Origin of the sequence: Microcystis sp. M49636_WE2, from assembly GCF_030065375.1 — a bacterium.
GTDB lineage: Bacteria > Cyanobacteriota > Cyanobacteriia > Cyanobacteriales > Microcystaceae > Microcystis > Microcystis aeruginosa_C.
Genome location: NZ_JASJFG010000337.1, coordinates 1 through 2,266, shown reverse-complemented (window position 1 = coordinate 2,266; position 2,266 = coordinate 1). Strand labels below are relative to the sequence as shown.

Sequence of the window (2,266 nt, the reverse complement as noted above, 5' to 3'; positions counted from 1 at the left end):
GTTAAATCTTCAGGAGAAAGAGCATCGTCATCGGCAATTTTTTCAATTCTGTCTGTAATCGATTTCGCTCTTTCTTGCGCTGAAAAAGAACCTATTCCCTGCCGAATCGTAAAAAGTTCTTGATTATCAAGCATGACGGGAAAAACTTCTCCCAAAGTTTCCAGGGGTGTTTCCTGTCCTTGTTTAGCAGGATTATTCTGGGCCGCTATCATGAAGATAGGGGATAAAGTCAGTAACAAAACTAAACAAAACAGCCCTAGGTAACGCCAGATTTTTTTCATCTTCTAAGCCACAATTGCACAGGAGCGATCGAGTTTAATACCTCTTTTTTTCATCGTAGCATGGAATAGTTCTGTGGATAACACCTGTTCCACTGGATAAATCCCGGCTTTTTGGAGTTTTGCCGCTAAGATTAATTCTGCCACGCTGCCAGTTCCCCAGCCGGCTGCTTGAGCAGTATTCTCGTGAAGCATAGTTGCTTGATAAACTGCTTTTTGCTGCCCTTGCCATCCGGCCACTTTTGCTAACATTGCTACCCCAATTCCCGAAAATTTATCGGTTACTTCTGTCATGCGATAACTAACTTGGGAAAAAAACTCAATTCCCCGAGAACTTTCTACCCAAGCATCAGGAAAAACATGGGCAGTAATCCAAGTTAAATGATTATAAAAATCGGGAATAGAGCCAAATTTTGTGATCACATTTTGCGCTTGAAAAGATTCAGCAAAAGTATAGGTTTCTGGCATATCAAACCAATAAACACCAGTTTTACCCAAAGGAGCGGGAAAGTCAATTACTTCTCTAGCAGTATAGGGTTTAATCTCTTGCCATTGTCCCTCAATCCAAGCTAAAAAAGGCTTTTTTAAACCGAGAAAAGTTGTCCGCATCACAGTTAATCCCGCACCTCCTGAACCAGCTACGGCATAATTTAAACGGATCGTTTCTACCCTATCTAACTGTTCCACTCCCTCCCGCACTATACTATTAGAAATACCCGGGAAAATTCCCGTATTAACCACGGCAGTTATTCCCGCTTTTATCGCTAATTCTCGATAGGGGATTAACTTTTGATAAAAAGAACGATGATCACTAACATCAATATAATTGACTTTTTCTTCGATGCAAATTTTTACTACCCTGCCATCGCGATAATGAAAGGGACCGGCACAATGAATAACTAAATCACTATTTTTAATTGCCTGTCTAAGCTTGTCTATTTCTTCTAAATCTAAAGCCAAAAACTGCATTCTTGGCAGTAATTTAATGGATTTTTCCTTGCGTCCTGTGATAATAATTTTAGCTGCAGTATGATTAATAATATCTAGGGCGACACTTTGACCAATGCGACCGGTGCCACCTAAAATTAAAACAGTTTTTTCCATAGCAACTATCAATATTATTTGTTGCTCTAGTATAGCATCCTCTTGGCAATTTTGCCTATTTTACAAGATGAAAAATTCAGAATAATCCCAACTTATTTAATGCGTCCGAGGGGCAAGAAAATGGTTAAAATCTCACCTTCTTCGGGTTTTTCACGCACAATAAATTTACCTCCCAAAGCTTGAAAAAGGTTTTTAGTTACCTTCATATTCAGACTTAAGCTGCCCGTTTCTGGTTGAAACATTAAGACTTTTCCCAAAGCTTTGAGGGTAAGATTAGTCGATTTTACCTGAGTTTGGAACTGCATTTTTAATTGATTTCCTGCCGTTGATATATGTACTTGCAACAGGCCACCACTAGCCATACTGCGAGTACATTTTTCCACGACTCCATTTAACATTTGATCCAATAAATTCGGGTCAGTAATTACCGAAGGCAATTTTTTCGGTACATTAACTTCTAAATTGACATTGCGCCGTTTAGCCTGTTTTTGCCACCGAGGAATACTATCTTGAAAGACTTTTTCTAGAGCAATTGGAATTAATTGAATTGGTTTATCTACCAGAGGATTAATACCCAATTCTGCGGCTCGGAAAATTAATTCCATGCGCTGAATTTGTTCACTACATTCTAAATCGATTGTTTCTAAATATTTATGCACATCTTCCGTTACTTTTGCCCGTTTTAATAATAATCGGGTAATGGTGCGAATGGTGGTTAAAGGGGTGCGAATTTCGTGGGTTAAAGCTCGCAATAATTCCAAATCACAACCCGATTCTAAATTAGAATTATCTTCCTTTGGCGGAGTGATTTCGGCATTGATAGGCGATTTCGTTTTTTTCAGGTCTAAATTAGGCTGGTTGGGTAAATTTTGCAGTAATTGGCG

3 protein-coding genes are annotated in these 2,266 nt (G+C 38.9%); all 3 read right to left on the bottom strand.

Annotated features, from left to right (window positions below):
- Positions 1-281: DUF8459 domain-containing protein (locus PX484_RS08065; RefSeq protein ID WP_502882706.1), on the bottom strand; the 281-nt coding region annotated here is incomplete at its 3' end.
- 3 nt (positions 282-284) lie between these two features.
- Positions 285-1,382 (bottom strand): saccharopine dehydrogenase family protein, encoded by a 1,098-nt coding sequence (locus PX484_RS08060; protein WP_287766240.1) that lies wholly within the window; start codon positions 1,380-1,382, stop codon positions 285-287.
- Between the two features lie 92 nt (positions 1,383-1,474).
- On the bottom strand, positions 1,475-2,266 hold a 792-nt coding region (locus PX484_RS08055; protein WP_288103400.1), incomplete at its 5' end, for a sensor histidine kinase.